11 protein-coding genes, 1 tRNA gene and 2 pseudogenes are annotated in these 17,326 nt (G+C 72.4%); 9 read left to right on the top strand and 5 right to left on the bottom strand.

Annotation, left to right across the window (positions count from 1 at the left end; translation table 11 throughout):
- From metG to IGS67_RS01775, 7 genes and pseudogenes are all read left to right on the top strand, one after another.
- Entirely contained in the window at positions 1-1,608 is a 1,608-nt protein-coding gene (gene metG, locus IGS67_RS01745) for a methionine--tRNA ligase (protein WP_192277224.1), read from the top strand.
- Between the two features lies 1 nt (position 1,609).
- Positions 1,610-2,518: a TatD family hydrolase gene (locus IGS67_RS01750; protein ID WP_192277226.1), complete on the top strand. Its 909-nt coding sequence runs from the start codon at positions 1,610-1,612 to the stop codon at positions 2,516-2,518.
- A 115-nt stretch (positions 2,519-2,633) separates the two neighbouring features.
- Entirely contained in the window at positions 2,634-3,584 is a 951-nt protein-coding gene (locus IGS67_RS01755) for an aggregation-promoting factor C-terminal-like domain-containing protein (RefSeq protein ID WP_328741361.1), read from the top strand.
- Positions 3,585-3,588: 4 nt separating this feature from the next.
- Positions 3,589-4,755 (top strand): aggregation-promoting factor C-terminal-like domain-containing protein, encoded by a 1,167-nt coding sequence (locus IGS67_RS01760; RefSeq protein WP_192277228.1) that lies wholly within the window; start codon positions 3,589-3,591, stop codon positions 4,753-4,755.
- 430 nt (positions 4,756-5,185) lie between these two features.
- Positions 5,186-6,424, top strand: coding sequence for a resuscitation-promoting factor (locus IGS67_RS01765; protein WP_192277230.1), 1,239 nt, complete (start codon positions 5,186-5,188; stop codon positions 6,422-6,424).
- A gap of 93 nt (positions 6,425-6,517) precedes the next feature.
- A pseudogene (rsmA, locus tag IGS67_RS01770) lies at positions 6,518-7,369 on the top strand (16S rRNA (adenine(1518)-N(6)/adenine(1519)-N(6))-dimethyltransferase RsmA); the annotation flags it as partial.
- A gap of 251 nt (positions 7,370-7,620) precedes the next feature.
- Positions 7,621-8,589, top strand: a complete 969-nt coding sequence (locus IGS67_RS01775) for a 4-(cytidine 5'-diphospho)-2-C-methyl-D-erythritol kinase (RefSeq protein ID WP_192277234.1) — start codon at positions 7,621-7,623, stop codon at positions 8,587-8,589.
- A gap of 576 nt (positions 8,590-9,165) precedes the next feature.
- Here IGS67_RS01775 and IGS67_RS01780 read toward each other — a convergent pair.
- The 4 genes from IGS67_RS01780 to IGS67_RS01795 form a co-directional block, all read right to left on the bottom strand.
- On the bottom strand, positions 9,166-10,968 hold the full coding sequence (locus tag IGS67_RS01780) for an ABC-F family ATP-binding cassette domain-containing protein (protein ID WP_192277236.1): 1,803 nt from the start codon (positions 10,966-10,968) through the stop codon (positions 9,166-9,168).
- A gap of 41 nt (positions 10,969-11,009) precedes the next feature.
- Positions 11,010-11,537 (bottom strand): MarR family winged helix-turn-helix transcriptional regulator, encoded by a 528-nt coding sequence (locus IGS67_RS01785; protein WP_192277238.1) that lies wholly within the window; start codon positions 11,535-11,537, stop codon positions 11,010-11,012.
- A 138-nt stretch (positions 11,538-11,675) separates the two neighbouring features.
- Positions 11,676-12,857 (bottom strand): ABC transporter permease, encoded by a 1,182-nt coding sequence (locus IGS67_RS01790; RefSeq protein WP_192277240.1) that lies wholly within the window; start codon positions 12,855-12,857, stop codon positions 11,676-11,678.
- Complete coding sequence (locus IGS67_RS01795) at positions 12,854-13,774, bottom strand: ABC transporter ATP-binding protein (RefSeq protein ID WP_192277242.1); 921 nt, start codon at positions 13,772-13,774, stop codon at positions 12,854-12,856. Before IGS67_RS01795 ends, IGS67_RS01790 begins: the two co-directional genes overlap by 4 nt.
- Before the next feature lie 319 nt (positions 13,775-14,093).
- Between IGS67_RS01795 and IGS67_RS01800 the strand changes: the two genes are divergently transcribed.
- Positions 14,094-15,992: a DUF4914 family protein gene (locus IGS67_RS01800; RefSeq protein ID WP_192277244.1), complete on the top strand. Its 1,899-nt coding sequence runs from the start codon at positions 14,094-14,096 to the stop codon at positions 15,990-15,992.
- Between the two features lie 511 nt (positions 15,993-16,503).
- Here IGS67_RS01800 and IGS67_RS13720 read toward each other — a convergent pair.
- Positions 16,504-17,088: pseudogene (locus IGS67_RS13720) on the bottom strand (TetR family transcriptional regulator); the annotation flags it as partial.
- Between the two features lie 137 nt (positions 17,089-17,225).
- Here IGS67_RS13720 and IGS67_RS01810 point away from each other — a divergent pair.
- A tRNA-Gln gene (locus IGS67_RS01810) sits at positions 17,226-17,300 on the top strand.
- The last annotated feature ends 26 nt before the right edge of the window (positions 17,301-17,326 follow it).

Genomic DNA, 17,326 nt, shown 5'->3' on the forward strand with positions numbered 1-17,326 from the left:
ATGGCCCAGAACTCGTCCTTCTACATCACGACGCCGATCTACTACGTCAACGACGCCCCGCACATCGGGCACGCGTACACGACGGTCGCGGCGGACGTCCTCGCGCGCTGGCACCGCCAGCGCGGCGACGACACGTGGCTCCTCACCGGCACGGACGAGCACGGCCAGAAGGTCATGAACACCGCGGCGTCGCACGGCGTGTCCCCGCAGGAGTGGGCGGACCGCCTCGTCACCGAGGAGTGGCAGCCGGTCCTCGCGACGCTCGACGCGACGAACGACGACTTCATCCGGACGACGCAGCCCCGGCACACCGAGCGCGTCCAGCGGTTCCTCCAGGCGCTCTTCGACGCGGGCCACATCTACCAGGGCAAGTACGAGGGCTACTACTGCGTCGGCTGCGAGGAGTACAAGCTCGACGGCGACCTCGTCGACGGCACGGGCGAGCACGAGGGCGTCAAGGTGTGCCCCATCCACTCCCGCCCCGTCGACTGGCTCTCCGAGGACAACTACTTCTTCCGGCTCTCCGCCTACGCGGACCGGCTCGTCGAGCTCTACGAGTCCCACCCCGAGTTCGTGCAGCCCGCTTCGGCGCGCAACGAGGTCATGGCGTTCGTCAAGGGCGGCATGAAGGACCTCTCGATCTCCCGCAACACGTTCGACTGGGGCATCCCCCTGCCGTGGGACTCCTCGCACGTCCTCTACGTGTGGTTCGACGCGCTGCTCAACTACGCGACGGCCGTGGGCCTCGGCGACACCGAGGGTGCGGGCGCGGAGCAGTTCGCGCGCCGCTGGCCCGCCGCCGTGCACCTCGTCGGCAAGGACATCCTGCGGTTCCACGCGGTCATCTGGCCGGCCATGCTCATGGCCGCGGGCCTGCCACTGCCGGGCACGGTCTTCGCGCACGGCTGGCTGCTCGTCGGCGGCGAGAAGATGAGCAAGTCGAAGCTCACGGGCATCGCCCCGTCGCAGGTCGTCGACCACTTCGGCTCGGACGCGTTCCGCTACTACTTCATGCGCGCGATCTCGTTCGGCTCGGACGGCTCGTTCTCGTGGGAGGACATGTCGGCGCGCTACGCGGGGGACCTTGCCAACGGTCTCGGCAACCTCGCCTCGCGCGTCGCCGCGATGGTCGGCAAGTACTTCGGTGGCGTCCTGCCCGCGGCCGGGGAGGCCCAGGAGATCGACCTCGCGCTCGCGGCGGTCGCCGCGCGCGCGACGGCCGACGCGGAGGCCGCGATCGACCGCATCGCGCCGCACGACGCGCTCGCGGCGATCTGGACGCTCGTCGACGCCGCGAACCACTACGTCACCGACACGGAGCCGTGGAAGGTCGCGAAGGAGGCGAGCGCGCTCGGCGACGGCGGCCGTCTCGCGACGATCCTCGTGACGCTCGCCGAGTCGCTGCGGTCGCTTGCGGTGCTCCTCCACCCGGTCATGCCGAAGGCGACGTCGTCCCTGTGGGCGCAGCTCGGCGCGGAGGCCGCGCTCGGTGCGCTCGCGGAGCAGCCCCCCGCGAGCGCCGCGACGTTCGGCATCCTGCCCGCGGGCACCGTCGTCACGAAGGGGGACGCGCTCTTCCCGCGTCTCGAGGACCCGGCCGAGGCCTGACGTGGGACGTCGCCGCGAGCGGGGCTGGGCTCCTGACCCGAACCCGCTCGAGGTGCCGGCCGTCGACGGCCACACACACCTCGACTCGATCCACCACGTCCTCGGCCCCGAGGACCCGCACCCGACCGTCCGCGAGACGATCGACCGGGCCGTCGGCGTCGGCGTCACCCGCATGGTGCAGATCGGCTGCGACCTCGAGGCCGCGCGCACGACCGTCCGGCTCGTCGAGGAGCATCCGGAGCTGCTCGGCGGTGTCGCGATCCATCCCAACGAGGCGCCCTTGCACGCGGGGATCCGCGAGGTCGCGCCCGACGGGCTCGAGCCCGCCCCGCTGCCGCGGCACGACGTGAGCCTCGACGACGCCCTCGCGGAGATCGCGTCGCTTGCGCGGCACCCGCGCGTGCGGACGGTAGGGGAGACGGGGCTCGACTTCTTCCGCGGCGGCGAGCGCGCTCGCGAGGTGCAGCGTGAGTCGTTCCGTGCGCACCTCGCGCTCGCGCGCGAGACGGGCCTGCCCGTGCAGATCCACGACCGGGACGCGCACGCGGACGTCCTCGACGTCCTCGCGCGCGACGGCGCGCCGGACGCGGTCGTCTTCCACTGCTTCTCGGGCGATGCCGCGATGGCGTCGTTCTGCGCCTCGCAGGGCTGGTACCTCTCGTTCGCGGGCCCCGTGACGTACAAGGCCAACGAGGGCCTGCGGGCCGCGCTGCGGGTGACGCCGCCGGGCCGGCTGCTCGTCGAGACCGACGCGCCCTACCTCACGCCCGTGCCCGCACGGGGGCGCCCCAACGCGCCCTACCTCCTGCCGCACACGGTGCGGTTCGTCGCGGAGACGCTCGGCCGCACGGAGGCCGAGGTCGCGGCGCTGACGAGCGCGAACGCGGAGCGGCTCTACGGCCCATGGTGACGGCCCTCGCGCATGGTGAGAACTGTCACCGCGTGTTGCCACGGGCGGTCCGGACGGGGTTGAATCGGGGGCGTCCGTGACCATGGACGACGACCCACCCCAGGGAGACAGCACCGTGGAGACCCGCCGCGCGCGCCGAGAGCAGCGCTCTCGCCGCTCGCCGCTCCGGCTGTCCGCGCAGGTCGCTGTCCTCGCAGTCCTCCTCGGCGGCACCGCCGCCTACGCCGGGTCCGACGACGCGACGGACCCGATGGTCGTCGCCGCCGACACCGCCGAGCTCGACCTCGCCGAGAGGTCCCGCTCCGTCGCGTCCCGCGGCGACGTCCGTGCGACGGCGGTGACGCTCGTCGTCGACGGCGTCGAGCGGGCCGTGACGACGACGCACCCGACGGTGCGCGCGACCCTCCATGCGGAGGGCGTGACGCTCGACGACGCCTCGGTCGTCCTCACGGACCTCGACGCGCTCGTCACCGACGGCATGCGCATCGAGGTCGCCGCGGTCACCGAGACGACGACGACGGTGACGGAGAAGGTCGAGCACGGGTCGTCCGAGGTCGACGACGCGAACCTCGTCAAGGGCACGCGCATCGTCGAGACCCGCGGGATCGACGGCGAGTCGACGACCACCTACCTCGTGCGCTCCGCGAACGGTGAGGAGATCGAGCGGACGGCGCTCACGAGCGTCGTCGTCTCCGAGGTGCGCGACGAGGTCGTGCGCGTCGGCACGATGTCCGTCCCGGACTCGACCGCGAAGGTCCTCTCGCCCAACCAGGCGCGGGCGCTCGCGAAGTCCCTCGTTGCCGAGCGCGGCTGGGAGGCGAGCGAGTTCACGTGCCTCGACAAGCTGTGGACCCGCGAGTCGAACTGGCGCGTCACGGCGCACAACGCGAGCTCGGGCGCGTACGGCATCCCGCAGTCCCTCCCGGGCTCGAAGATGGGCTCGGTCGCGTCCGACTGGCGCACGAACGCCCGCACGCAGATCACGTGGGGTCTCGGTTACATCAAGAACCGTTACGGCACGCCGTGCGGTGCGCTCTCGCACTCCTACGCGCGGGGCTGGTACTGAGCCTGTGACGTCCCGCCGGACCGCGCGCGCCGCGGTCGCTTCCGCCGTCGTCCTCGTCGTCGCCGCGGCCACGACGCTCACGCTCACGGTCCTGGCGCCCACGGGCACGCCGTGGACGGGAGCGCCCGCGATCGGCGCGACGGCAGCCCCCACGGAGCGTCCGACGCCGGCGTCGCGCAGCACCGAGCGCGCCCACGCGCTCCCCGTCGCGCTCGTCGTCGACGGGGTCGAACGGGCCGTCGTCACGAGCGCGCAGGACGTCACGGCGCTTCTCGTCGAGCAGGACGTCATCGTCGGTGACCGCGCCGTCTCCCACGACCTCGACGCCCCGGTCGTCTCCGGCATGCGCGTCGAGATCGTCGACGTCACGTGGACGCACGAGACGCTTGAGGTCGACGTCGAGCCCGAGCTCGAGGAGATCGAGGATCCGACGCTCGCCGCGGGCACGACGCGTGTCGTCTCCGCCGGCACGGCAGGACGGTCCGTGACGACGTACCTTGTCGCCTCGGTCGACGGCGTCGAGTCGTCACGCTCCGAGGTCGTCTCCGTCGTTCTGCGCGAGCCCGTCGCGGGCCGCGTCCGTGTCGGCACGGACGACGCGCCGAGCGCGTCCCCGACGCCCTCGGCACGGCCGAGCGCGGGTCCGTCGGCCGAGCCGACGTCGCCGGTGACCTCGGCGCCCGCGCCCGACGACGGTGCCGGTCCCGACGACGACACCGCCGCACCCGAGCCGACGCCCACGGCGACTCCGTCCCCGAAGCCCTCCACGAAGCCTGAGCCGAAGCCCTCCACGAAGCCTGAGCCGAAGCCCGAGCCGACGACCGCGCCGCCCGGCACCGACGGCACGACACCCGCGTCCGCGAAGGCGATCGCCAAGCGGAAGGTCGCCGCACGCGGCTGGAGCTCGAGCGAGTACAGGTGCCTCGTGACGCTGTGGGAGCGCGAGAGCAACTGGAGCTACAAGGCCGCCAACCCGTCGTCGACCGCCCGGGGGATCCCGCAGGCGCTCATGAGCGTGCACTTCGGAGCCGACTGGCGCACGAGCGAGGCCGGTACGCGCTACCTCACGACGCCAAGCGTCCAGATCGACTGGGGTCTTCGGTACATCGCCGGCCGCTACGACGGCCCGTGCGGGGCGCTCGCACACTCCGACAAGCGCGGCTGGTACTAGGCGTCGCAGGCGCCTCGGGCCGTGCCACGACGGCCTGACCACAGGTGCGGCGGTTCGTGTCCTGGCTCCCAGGGCACGGCGTCGCGTGGGTGATCTGTCCCACGAAGACTTGGTGCGAAGGTCACGCCCCGGTTACGGTAAACCGTTCGTCCGCCGTCCCGGCGGCCCTGACGGCGGTCCCACAAGGACCTCCCGACCGGACCGTGGGACGTCGGCGGACGGCCGTCACGGTCGCCCCGCCCCGGTGAGGGGAGGAGCGCCACCCCTGCCGGGGGACGGTCTCTCAACCGGATCCGGTCTCGACCCCACGCCGCGTGCGCTGAGCGCACCACGGACCTCAGGCAGCGCCGCAGGGCGCGCACCAGGGCCGTGCCCCGCGGGCGCGTGGAACGTCGATCTCGGTGCCGGGAAGGTCGACGTCTGGACACTGATGCACAACCCCCTGAGCCGCGCCGCGCGTGCGGAGAGCACCGACTCCACCCTCGGGACGACGGAGGAGGTGCACGCACGCAGGCCGCTCAGGCGCCGACCGTGGATCGTCGGCACCACCGCCGTCGCGCTCGCGCTCGGCGGTGTGGGGATCGCGGTCGCCGCAGACGCCCACAAGACCGTGAGCCTCGACGTCGACGGCAAGATCGTCGAGGTCGACACGTGGGCCGGGTCGGTCGGCAACCTGCTCGACGAGCTGAGCATCGACACCGGTGAGCGCGACGTCGTCGCCCCCGGCACGGCGTCCTCCCTCGGTGACGGCGACACGATCGTCGTCCGCTACGGGCGCGAGGTGACGGTCTTCGACGGCGAGGAGAACGAGTCCGTGTGGACGACGGCCCTCGACGCCGCTGAGGTCCTCGACTCGCTCGAGCAGCGTGAGGCGGGCGTCCACCTCGTCGCGTCCCGCTCCTCGGCCCGCACCGAGATCGGCGTGCGCCTCCCGCTCGACGAGGCCGTCCAGGTGCTCGTCGAGGGTGAGGTCCACCCGGTGGCTGCAGGTGTCGCCGACGTCGACGCGGCGCTCGCCGCCGTGGACGTCGAGCTCGGCGAGCTCGACGAGGTGCTCGTCGCCGAGCGTTCCTCCGACGGCCACGAGGTCGCCGCGGGTGAGGCGGGCATCGTCACCGTCGTCGTGCGCCGGGTCGAGGTCACCGAGAAGACCTCGACGAAGAAGATCGCGCACGAGACCGAGACGCGCAAGGACTCCGCGCGCTACACGGATCAGCCGACGATCGTCCGCACCGCCGGCAAGGACGGTGTCCGCACGACCGTCCACCGCATCCGCACGGTCGACGGCGACGTCGTCGAGAAGGAGAAGATCTCCGAGAAGGTGACGACGAAGCCGGTCACCGAGATCAAGGTCGTCGGCACGAAGAAGCGGCCGGTGGAGACCCCCTCGCGTTCCACGTCGTCGAAGGACCAGGGCACGGCCCCGTCCGGCACCGTGTGGCAGCGGCTTGCGCAGTGCGAGTCAGGCGGGCGTGCGAACGCCGTCTCGGCGAGCGGCACCTACCACGGCCTCTACCAGTTCTCCGTCGCGACGTGGCGCTCGGTCGGCGGCAAGGGCCTGCCGTCGCAGGCGTCGGCCGCGGAGCAGACGAAGCGCGCGAAGATCCTCCAGGCGCGGTCGGGCTGGGGCCAGTGGCCGCACTGCTCGGCGAAGCTCGGTCTGCGCTGACCTCACCGTCCCCAAGAATCCGAGCATCTGGTCGCTGTCAGTGACCAGATGCTCGGATTCTTGCGTGAGGGGCGGGCCGCGTAGGCTCGGGGCATGACTTCTGCCGCCACCCTTCTCGGCCCCGTCCAGGTGCGGGAGCTCGCCGAGCGGCTCGGCGTCCGGCCGACGAAGACGCTCGGCCAGAACTTCGTCATCGACGCCGGCACGGTGCGCAAGATCGTCCGCACCGCAGGCGTCGAGGCGGGCGAGCACGTCGTCGAGATCGGCCCCGGGCTCGGCTCGCTCACGCTCGGGATCCTCGAGACGGGCGCGAGCGTCGTCGCAGTCGAGATCGACCCGGTCCTCGCGGCCGAGCTGCCGACGACCGTCGCCACCTTCCAGCCGGGCGCGGCGGAGCGTTTCTCGCTCATCGGTCAGGACGCACTCACCGTCACCGAGCTGCCCGGGCCGCCGCCCGTCGCGCTCGTCGCGAACCTGCCCTACAACGTCTCGGTGCCCGTGCTGCTCCACTTCCTCGAGCGCTTCGACTCGCTCGAGCGTGTGCTCGTCATGGTGCAGCTCGAGGTCGCCGACCGGCTCGCGGCGCCCCCCGGGTCGAAGACGTACGGCGTGCCGTCCGCGAAGGCCGCGTGGTACTGCCGGACGTCGCGCGCCGCGACGATCGGCCGCAACGTCTTCTGGCCCGCCCCCAACGTCGACTCGGCGCTCGTCGCGATGGAGCGGCGCGACCCGCCGTCGACCACGGCGTCGCGCGAGGACGTCTTCACGGTCGTCGACGCCGCGTTCGCGCAGCGCCGCAAGACGCTGCGCGCGACGCTTGCCGGGCTCGCGGGCTCGGGCGCGGCCGCCGCGGAGGCGCTCGAGGCCGCGGGCGTCGACCCGTCGGCGCGCGGCGAGGTGTGCGACATCGACACGTTCGCGCGCATCACCGAGGAGATCCTCGCCCGCGGCGAGTTCCACGCGCCGGCGCCGCGCGCGTCACGACGCGAGCGCGAACGTCGTGCAGGTGACGACGCTGCGGCTGCTGCACCTGGCGACGGGGCTGCTGCTCCCGCCGACGGCGCGGTCGCTCGCGCCAACGGTGCGGCTGCACCCACCGACGGCGCGGCCGGGCGGCCGGCGACGTTTGCCGACGGCCTGTCCGGACGGCACGCGGCGCCCGCCGACGAGACCTCGGCAACGGACGGACCCGCCGCATGACGGGCGCGACCCGCACGGGCGACCTGCCCGCCCGTGTCGTCGTCCGTGCTCCCGGCAAGGTCAACCTTGCGCTCCAGGTGAGCCCTGTCGGTGACGACGGCTATCACCGCGTCGTCTCCGTGTTCCAAGCGGTGTCGCTCTACGAGGACGTCACGGCGCACCGGTCCGACGGCCTGTCGATCACGGCGTCAGGCCCGCAGTCGGAGCTCGTGCCGCTCGACGCGTCGAACATCGCGTGGCGTGCGGCGGAGCTGCTCGCCGCCGAGGTGGGGATCGAGCCCGACGTCCACCTGCACCTCGCCAAGGGCGTGCCGGTCGCTGGCGGGATGGCTGGCGGGTCGGCGGACGGCGCCGCGGCGCTCCTCGCGTGCGACGCGCTCTGGGGGACGGGTGTGCCGCGTCCGCGCCTGCTCGAGCTTGCGGGCGAGCTCGGCGCGGACGTCGCGTTCCCGCTCGTCGGGCACACGGCCGTCGGCACGGGCCGGGGTGAGCTGCTCACGCCTGCGCTCGTGCGTGGTGAGCTGCACTGGGCGTTCGGCCTGCGGCACACGGGGATCTCGACCGCGGCGTCGTACGGGCGCTTCGACGAGCGGCTTGCGGCCGCGGCGGAGCGCGGCGAGGACGTGCCGACCGCGGAGCAGTGGGACGACGAGCCGGGGGTCGAGCTCATGGCAGCGTTGCGCGCTGGTGACGCCGAGGGCGTCGGCGCGCACCTGAGGAACGATCTCGAGGCGGCGTCGTGCGAGCTCGAGCCGGCACTCCTCGAGGTGCTCGACGTCGCGCGTGCGGCGGGCGCGCTCGGCGTCGTCGTCTCGGGCTCCGGGCCGACGGTCGCGGCGCTCGGCCGATCGCCGCGGCACGCTCTCGCGCTCGCGGCGGCGATGACGGCGGCGGGCGTCGTCGACGATGTGGTGACGGCGACGGGCAACGTCCCGGGCGCGCGCGTCCTCACGCTGCCTACCTGACTCCTCCATCGACGGATAGACGCGGGCCCCCGTTCGATGGGCGAGCGCCGTCAATCCGTCACAACCCCGAGCGCGAGGTGGCTCGATAGCCGATCGGACCACTGGACGCGTCCGGATCGGCTATCGACGGCTGTCGCGAGCGGGAGGGGCATGCTTGATAGCCGATCCGCACGCGGGACACGTACGGATCGCCTATCCGGCGCTTCTCTGCCCTGGTGGGCTGAGATCTTCCGCGCCGCGCCGACCCTCCCAGGTCCACCGGACGGCTCGACGGAGCTGCCCGTCGAACGGTCGGAACCCGTCAACCCGTCGATGGCCAGCGGATCGATAGCTGATCGAGGCATATGAGACGTACGGATCGGCTATCGACGGCTGTCGCCAGCAGGAGGGGCATGCTCGATAGCCGATCCTCACACCTCCAGGGTGTGGATCGGCTATCGGAACACTGTGGGTGGGCTCGTGGACGGATTGACGGACGACCCCCATTGAATGGTCGGAAGGCGTCGAGCCGTCGGGAAGAACGGGGGCGGGGGCGGGGGAGGGACGCGGGGGAGGGGGAGAGAGCGCGGTGCAGCGTCAGCCGAGGAGCTCCGTGAGCTCGAGCCAGCGCTCCTCCGCCTCGGCGAGCTCGGCCTCGGCCGCCGTGATCTTCGCTTGCAGCCCTGCCAGGCCGCTGAAGTCCGACTGGTCGTGCGCCGCCATGTCGGCGTGAACCTTGGCGACCTGGTTCTCGAGCTTCGTCATGCGCCGTTCGATCGCCCCGACCTCCTTCGTGAGCTCGCGACGCTCCGCGCCGGAGAGCCCGTCGGTCGCCGCCGAGGCGGCACCGCCGTCGCCCCTCGCTGCACCACGCGCCGCCGCGTCCTCAGCCCTGCGCTGCGCCGCGCGGATCGCAAGGTACTCGTCAACACCGCCGGGCAGGTGCCGCAGCGTCCCGTCGGTCACCGCGTACTGCTGGTCGGTGACCCGCTCGAGCAGGTACCGGTCGTGCGAGACGACGAGCAGGCAGCCCGGCCACGTGTCGAGGAGGTCCTCGATCGCGGCGAGCATGTCGGTGTCCATGTCGTTCGTCGGCTCGTCGAGGACGAGGACGTTGGGCTCGTCGAGGAGGATGAGCAGCAGCTGCAGCCGGCGACGCTGACCACCGGAGAGGTCCTTGACCTGCGTGGACAGGTGGGCGTTCGTGAAGCCGAGGCGCTCGAGCAGCTGGCCCGGCGTCATCTCCTTGCCGCCCGAGACGTACGTCGTCCGGTAGGACGCGACGACGTCGGAGACGCGGTCCTCCCAGACGTCGGCGAGCTCGGCGAGCTCCTGGGTGAGCGTCGCGACCTTGATGGTCTTGCCGTGCTTGACGCGCCCCGCGGTGGGCGTCAGCTCGCCTGTGACGAGCTTGAGGAGCGTTGACTTGCCCGCGCCGTTGACACCGAGCAGACCCGTGCGCTCGCCGGGCGCGATGCGCCACGTGACGTCGCGGAGCACGGGCATGTCGCCGTACGCGAAGCCCGCGCCCTCGAGGTCGACGACCTGCTTGCCGAGGCGGGCGGTCGCGACCCGTGCGAGCTCAACGGTGTCGCGCACGGGCGGGACGTCGGCGATGAGCTGGTTGGCAGCCTCGATGCGGAAGCGGGGCTTCGACGTGCGCGCCGGCGCGCCGCGGCGCAGCCACGCAAGCTCCTTGCGCATGAGGTTCTGTCGCTTCTGCTCGACGACGGCCGCCTGCCGGTCGCGCTCGACGCGCTGCAGGACGTAGGCCGCGTACCCGCCCTCGAAGGGCTCGACGATGCCGTCGTGCACCTCCCACGTCGCGGTGCAGACCTCGTCGAGGAACCAGCGGTCGTGCGTGACGACGAGGAGGGCGCCCGCATTCGCGGCCCAGCGCGTGCGCAGGTGCGTGGCGAGCCACGCGACGCCCTCGACGTCGAGGTGGTTGGTGGGCTCGTCGAGGAAGAGGACGTCGTGGTCCTGGGTGAGGAGCGCGGCGAGCGCGACGCGGCGCCGCTGGCCGCCCGAGAGGTCGCCGACGCGCGCGTCCCACGGCAGGTCGCGCACGAGTCCGTCGAGCACGTCGCGCACACGTGCGTCCCCAGCCCACTCGTGCTCGGGGCGGTCGCCGACGATCGCGAACCCGACGGTGAGGTCGGGGTCGAGCGTGTCGGTCTGGTCGAGCATCGCGACGGTGACGCCGCCGCGCACGGTGACGCGGCCGTCGTCGGGCGTCGCGCGGCCCGCGAGGAGGCGCATGAGGGTCGACTTGCCGTCGCCGTTGCGTCCGACGATGCCGACGCGGTCCCCCTCGTCGAGGCCGAGGCTCACGGAGTCGAGGACGATCTTGTGCGGGAAGGCGATACGGAGATTCTCCGCGCCGAGGAGATGGGCCACCGCGCGAGTTTATCGGTCTGGGCTCACGGGCCCGGCCGCGATCAGGCGTCGAACTGCCCGAGCACCGTGCGCAGGAGGCCCGCGAGCTCGTCGCGGTCGTCGGCGCCGAGGGCTCCGAGGATCGTGTGCTCCTCCGCGACGAGGTCGGCCATCGCGGCGTCGACCTTCGCGAGGCCTGCGGTCGTGAGGCGGACGATGACACCGCGTCGGTCGCCGGGGGAGGGGTGGCGCGAGACGAGGCCGTGGTCCTCGAGGCGGTCGATGCGGTTCGTCATGGTGCCGGACGTCACGAGCGTCTGAGTGAGGAGCGCACCGGGGGAGAGCTCGTACGGCACGCCTGCGCGGCGCAGGGCGGAGAGGACGTCGAACTCCCACGTCTCGAGGTCGTGGCGCGCGAATGCGCTACGCCGTGCGCGGTCGAGGTGCCGGGCGAGGCGGGTGACGCGGGAGAGGACCTCGAGAGGGCCGACGTCGAGGTCGGGGCGCTCACGGCGCCACGCGGCGACGATGCGGTCGACCTCGTCGGGGGTCGCGGCCGTGCCTGCGTGCGCTGTGCCGTCGAGGTCCATCGCACCAGATTACTTGACGTCGAGATACCTGCGGGAGCCCCGGCCCGCCGGGGCACCGCAGCGTGCCCGACACGCCCGACGGATCGACGCGTTCCCCCGTCGGACGGGGGAACGCGTCGATCCGTCGAGAAGGCGCGCTCAGCGAGCCCGCAGCACCTCTCGCAGCGGCACGCGCGCCCCCGTGAGGAGCACGGCGCGGCCGTAGATGCGACCCGCGACCCACACGAGGAGCGCGACGAGCGCGGCGCACACGACGATCATGAGGACGATCTCCCACGGCGCCGCGACGCCGAGCGCCGACCGCATCGGCATGATGAGCGGCGTGAAGAACGGCACGTACGACAGGACGGTGACGAGCGTGTTCGTCGGGTCCCACGGCGCGACGGAGATGCCGACGGCGTACGGGATCATGAGCATCATGAGGATCGGCGTCGTCACGGACGCGACGTCCTCCTGGCGGGAGACGAGCGCGCCCGCCGCGGCGAAGAGCAGCGCATAGATGGCGTAACCGAGCAGGAACCACACGAGGGTCGAGCCCGCGGCCGACCACAGGTCGACGTCGACGCCGTCGAGCAACCCGAAGGCGTTCGCCGAGCCTGCCCCGACCGCGACGTACGCCGCGACCTGCGCGAGGCCGAGGGCGCCGATGCCGAGGACCTTGCCCGCGATGAGCTCGGCGGGCCGGATCGTCGCGAGGAGGATCTCGACGACGCGGCTCGACTTCTCCTCGACGACGCCCTGCGCGACCATCTGCCCGGTCGTCATGATGGCGACGAAGATGAGGATGCCGACGACCTGCCCGAGGATCGACGCCCCGAGGTCGGGGCCCTTCGTCGGTTCCTCGAGCGTCGTGACGGCGGGCTGCGCGCTGAGGACGGCGGCGTCGACCGCTGCGGGGTCGCCTCCGAGCGAGGTGATCGCGGCGCCGAGGGCCTGCTGCTGCGCCATGACGGTGAGCGTGGGGCCGAGGTCGCTCGGAACTTCGGTGTTCACGGTGACGTGCACCGTGCCGTCCGGTGCGAGTCCGACGAGCACGTCGTCGTCGCTGAGGTTCGGGGCCCCGGCCAGGGGGCCGAGGACGTCGGTCTCGACGAGCGTTCCCGTGGCGGTGGCCGCGCGTTCGAGCGCGGTTGCGGTGATGTCGTCGGTGACGAGGACGTGCAGCGGCTCGGGCTCCTTGCCGCCGAGGAACCCGATGAGCGCGGAGCCCGCGACGATGAGGACGAGGACGACGGCGGTCGTCCACACGAAAGCCTTCGAGCGGGCGCGGGTCGAGATCTCGCGTGCGGCGACGAGCCGCACGGTCCGGGCGGGGCTCATGCCTGGGCCTCCTGGGTGTGCGGGGTGCCCGCGACGGCGTCGCGGAAGAGGTCGGTGAGGCTCGGGCGCACGCGTGCGAGCTCGTGGACGGGCCCGGTCGCGAGGGCGGCCGCGAGGACCTGCTGCTCGACGCCGTCGTGCGTGACCTCGACGACGGTGGCGTCGGGCCCCTCGGAGACGACGTGGGCGCCCGGGACGGCGGCAGCCCAGCCGGCAGGCGCCTGCGGCGCGACGACGCGCCATCGTGGCGCGCCGCCGGACCGCAGCGCCTCGACCGTGTCGAGCGCGACCATGCTGCCCGCGCGGATGATGCCGACGCGGTCGCACAGCCGCTCGACGAGGTCGAGCTGGTGGGACGAGAAGACGACGGGGACGCCCGCGGCGGCGCGCTCGCGGAGCACCGAGCTCATGACGTCGACGGCGACGGGGTCGAGGCCTGAGAACGGCTCGTCGAGGACGAGGATCTCGGGGGAGTGGACGAGCGCGGCGGCGAGCTGGACGCGCTGCTGGTTGCCGAGCGAGAGCTTCTGCACCTCGTCGCCGAGGCGCTCGGCGACGCCGAGCCGCTCAGTCCACTCGCGCGTCGCGGCGCGTGCGGCGGCTGCGTCGAGCCCGTGGAGACGCGCGAGGTAGTCGAGCTGCTCGCCGACCTTCATCTTCGGGTAGAGGCCGCGCTCCTCCGGCATGTAGCCGATGCTGCGGCGCTGCGCGGCGTCGAGGGGATGGCCGTCGCGGAGCACCTCGCCGCCGTCGGGGACGAGGACTCCGAGGACGATGCGCATCGTCGTCGTCTTGCCGGCGCCGTTGGCGCCGACGAATCCGAGGATCTCACCGCCGTCGACGGTGAACGAGACGTCGTCGAGGACTCGGCGTGAGCCGTAGGACTTCGTGAGGGAGCGGAGCTCGAGGCGTGTCACGTGGTCTCCGTGGTGGGGGCGGTGGAGCTCCACCTTCCCATCGCTGGGATGAGGTGCGCCACACGGCGACGTCCGGAGCCGACGGACCGCACGGGCCTCCCGGTGACGGGGCGCAGGTGCTCGGTGCCGCGGGCCGTCGTCGTGGGCCGTCCGAACCGTGGACACGAGGTGTGGTCCAAGGTCCCACGGTTGAGGCTTAGGGCCACGGCTAACGTGGAAGTCAACGGCAGGTCAAGACCCGTCCCGGGGCGACGACCGGCCGCGTCGCGACGTCGCCCCCCGGCGACTTCCGCGCGCTCGCACCCGTGAGGAGAAACCCGTGGAAGAACTGCTCGCCAAGGTCTCGCTGCCGCCGGCGGTCAAGGCCGCGATCGAGGCCGCGCCGTCCGTTGTCGTCCCCCGGACGCGCGCCGAACTCTTCGAGCTCTCGCTCGGTCCGGACGGCGGTGACACGTTCGACGTCGTCTACCCGCTGCCCGACGGCACGTCGATCGTCGAGGCCGAGATCGTCCGAGGCCGCAACGGCATCGCCGTCAACTACCCCGAGGACTACATGCGCCGTCGGGACCCCGACTGCATGCGCATCGCCGACGACCGTCCCACCGACAAGCCTCGGTACGAGGACGTGTACGGCGCCCCCTTCGCGCCCGTCAAGCAGGAGACGCTCGACTGGCTCGGGACCCAGGACCTCATCGTCGTCCCGTTCAAGGCCGGTGGCCTCACGTATGGGTCGCCGTCGCTCGCGATCGTCCCCGCGAACACGGCGTTCTTCGCGACGGCGCTCGTCGACCTCCAGGGCTTCGTGACGCTCGACGAGCTCGAGCCCTTCGCACCGCGCTCGATCCTCTACGCCGCACCGCCGTTCCGGCACACGCACTACAAGGGCCGTCAGGTCGTCGTCCACGACCGCACCGAGACGCTCCACGAGATCTACGCGTACAACCTCTACCCGGGGCCGTCCGCGAAGAAGGGCGTGTTCTCGGCGCTGCTCGACATCGGCGAGCAGGAGGGCTGGCTCACCGCCCACGCCTCGTCGGTGCGCGTGACGACGCCGTACGAGAACGAGACGATCATCATGCACGAGGGCGCCTCGGGCGGCGGTAAGTCGGAGATGTGCCAGGACATCCGCCGCCAGGACGACGGCCGCATCCTCCTCGGCACGAACGTCGTCACCGACGAGCCGTACTTCATCAACCTCTCCGAGGCCTCGCGGCTCGCGCCCGTCACGGACGACATGACGCTGTGCCACAAGGACATCCAGACGGTCGACGGTCAGCTCGTCGTCGCCGACGCCGAGGACGGCTGGTTCGTCCGTGTCGACGGCATGCAGCACTACGGCGACGACCCGCACTTCGAGCGTGCCTGCATCGAGCCGGACGCCCCGCTCGTGTTCTTCTCGATCCAGGGCACGCCCGGCGCGACGATCCTCCCGTGGGAGCACTCGCTCGACTCGAACGGCAAGCGCTGCCCCAACCCGCGCGTCGTCATCCCGCGTCGGATGATCAAGGACGTCGTCAACGAGCCCCAGGCGGTCGACGTGCGGACGTTCGGCGTGCGCATGCCGGCGTGCACGCGCGAGAAGCCGTCGTACGGCGTCATGGGCATGATGCACGTCGTGCCCGCGTCCCTCGCGTGGCTGTGGCGGCTTATCGCGCCGCGCGGCGACAAAAACCCGTCGATCGGCGAGTCGAAGGACGACGTGAAGAAGCTCAAGCACGGCGGGCTCGTCTCCGAGGGCGTCGGCTCCTACTGGCCGTTCTCGACGGGCACGAAGGTCGCTGCGGCCAACCTCCTGCTGCGCCAGCTCGTCGCGGCAGACCGCACGCGGTACGTCCTCACGCCCAACCAGCACATCGGGGCGTACAAGGTCGGCTTCGCGGCCGAGTGGCTCACCCGTGAGTACCTCGCCCGCCGTGGCGGAGGCAAGTTCCCCAAGGACCGCCTCACGCCGGCCCGTTGCGCCCTGTTCGGCTACACGCCGACCGAGGTGAAGCTCGACGGGCAGCTCGTGCGCCCGACGTTCCTCCAGCCGCAGAACCAGTCGCAGGTGGGCCTCGAGGCGTACGACGCCGGCGCGCAGACGCTCGTCGCGTTCTTCAAGGAGGAGCTGCAGCAGTACCTCACGGACGAGCTCGACCCGCTGGGCCGCGAGATCATCGAGACGTGCCTGCGTGACGGCACGGTCGAGGACTACGCGAAGCTCACGCCCATGCCGTGACGGCCTGAGCGCACGACGACGCCCGGCCTCTCCTGCGCGGAGAGGCCGGGCGCTGTCGTCGTGCGGAACGTTGCGTGAGGGCACCTCGTGGGGGCGCCTGGGCGCAACCGCGTGCGGGTCAGTCGGTCGCCGTCGCAGTGCCGGGCTCGTCGGCCGTGGCGCGCGTGCGGCCCGCGTCCTTCGCGAGACGTGCGGCTTCCTTGGCAGCGTCCTTCTCGGCCTTCTCGCGCTCACGGGCAGCGTCCTTCTCGGCGCGCTCCTGCTCCTTGGCGCGGCGCGCCGCCTCCCGCGCCGCGTCCTTCTCGGCGCGGGCGCGCTCCTTCGCGGCGTCGCGCTGCTGACGCTCGGCGTCCTTCGCCGCGCCGCCCGCAGTCCCGGACGCGCCTCCCGCCGTCCGGGACGCGCCGCCGGAAGCCCCAGGCTCGTCGGCGAGGCCGGTGCCGCCGCCCCCAGCCGTACCGTCCGGCGCCCCGCCGTCAGCGAGCGCGGTCGCCGCGGCCGTGCTCGTCGGCAGCACGGGCGAGCGTTCCATGCCTGCGAGCCCGTTCCAGGCAAGGTTGACGAGGTGCGCTGCGACCTCCTCCTTTGACGCGGTGCGCTGGTCGAGCCAGTGCTGCCCCGTGAGGGCGACCATGCCGACGAGCATCTGCGCGTAGATGGGGGAGTAGCGCGGGTCGAGGCCGCGGCGGGTGAACTGCGCGCCGAGGAGGTGCTCGACCTGCATCGCGACGTCGCCGATGAGGCTCGAGAACGTGCCCGACGACTGCGTGACGGGCGAGTCGCGCACGAGAACGCGGAAGCCGTCCTCGTTCGCCTCGATGTAGTCGAAGAGTGCCATCGCGGTGCGCTCGACGAGGATCTTCGGGTGCCCTCCCGCCTCGAGCGCGCGCGTGAGGGCGTGCGTGAGGGCCTCGACCTCGCGGTCGACGACGACCGCGTAGATGCCCTCCTTGCCGCCGAAGTGCTCGTAGACGACGGGCTTGGAGACCTGCGCGCGTGCGGCGATCTCCTCGATGCTCGTCCCGTCGAACCCCTTGGCGCCGAAGAGCTCGCGGCTCACCGCGAGCAGCTGCTCGCGGCGTTCCTTGGCAGACATGCGAGCGCGGGGGACCCTCTTGTTCTCGGCGGACACGCCCCCATCATGCCGTGCCTGCGCGGGCCGCGACAGGAGCGCGGGCCGTGGCACCCCGCGCGGGCTGGCAGAATCGGGGGTGGTGCGCCGAGGCGCACCGGTCCGCCCTGGTGTAATGGCAGCACGCCGGCCTTTGGAGCCGTGCAGTCTGGGTTCGAGTCCCGGGGGCGGAGCCAGACGTCCCGACCGGCGGCGCCGCGTG

The organism is Flavimobilis rhizosphaerae (genome assembly GCF_014852685.1).
Classification (GTDB): domain Bacteria; phylum Actinomycetota; class Actinomycetes; order Actinomycetales; family Cellulomonadaceae; genus Flavimobilis; species Flavimobilis rhizosphaerae.

What these genes read in the sequence shown, in the direction of transcription:
- metG (WP_192277224.1), top strand. Translation starts at nt 1, where the DNA reads ATGGCCCAGAACTCGTCCTTCTACATCACGACGCCGATCTACTACGTC.
- IGS67_RS01765 (WP_192277230.1), top strand. Translation starts at nt 5,186, where the DNA reads ATGCACAACCCCCTGAGCCGCGCCGCGCGTGCGGAGAGCACCGACTCC.
- IGS67_RS01775 (WP_192277234.1), top strand. Translation starts at nt 7,621, where the DNA reads ATGACGGGCGCGACCCGCACGGGCGACCTGCCCGCCCGTGTCGTCGTC.
- IGS67_RS01785 (WP_192277238.1), bottom strand. Translation starts at nt 11,537, where the DNA reads ATGGACCTCGACGGCACAGCGCACGCAGGCACGGCCGCGACCCCCGAC.
- IGS67_RS01790 (WP_192277240.1), bottom strand. Translation starts at nt 12,857, where the DNA reads ATGAGCCCCGCCCGGACCGTGCGGCTCGTCGCCGCACGCGAGATCTCG.